Raw genomic sequence first — 509 nt, 5'->3', positions numbered from 1 at the left:
TGTACGCTTCCCCATTTGGTAAGCCAGTAGTTAGCAAAGGTTAAGCAGCTTGTTTGAATTCGAGGGGTGTCATAAAATTCAAGGCCTGGTGGGGCCGCAAGGTGTTGTAATCGAGCATCCCGTCGCCCACGAGTTGCCGCACATGCGCCAGTGAGCGGAATAAGTACGCGTCAAGTAGCTCGCGTTGAAAGGAGCCATTAAAGCGTTCGATGTAGGCATTTTGGGTCGGTTTGCCCGGTTGAATCCAGTGCAGGATGATGCCTTGGGCCTCGCACCATTCGGTGAGCCGGGCACTGATGAATTCGGGGCCGTTGTCAGTGCGCAGCCGGTTTGGTGGGCCGTGGCATTCGACCAGCCGGGCCAGCACTTGCACGACCCGGGCGGCGGGCAGGGAGAAGTCCATTTCGACGCCCAAGAACTGCCGGTTGTAATCGTCGAGCACGTTGAGGGTGCGAAACCGGCGGCCATCGGTCAACACGTCGCTGGTGAAGTCGAGCGACCAACACCCA

General features: G+C 58.2%; 1 protein-coding gene. It reads right to left on the bottom strand.

Annotated features, from left to right (window positions below):
- Window positions 1-40: 40 nt before the first annotated feature.
- On the bottom strand, window positions 41-509 hold a 469-nt coding region (locus tag WX88_RS26860; RefSeq protein ID WP_046247514.1), incomplete at its 5' end, for an integrase core domain-containing protein.

The sequence above is a fragment of the Hymenobacter terrenus genome, assembly GCF_000972495.1.
GTDB lineage: Bacteria > Bacteroidota > Bacteroidia > Cytophagales > Hymenobacteraceae > Hymenobacter > Hymenobacter terrenus.
The sequence above is the reverse complement of the archived record's forward strand: the minus strand, read 5'-3'. Positions and strand labels throughout refer to the sequence as shown.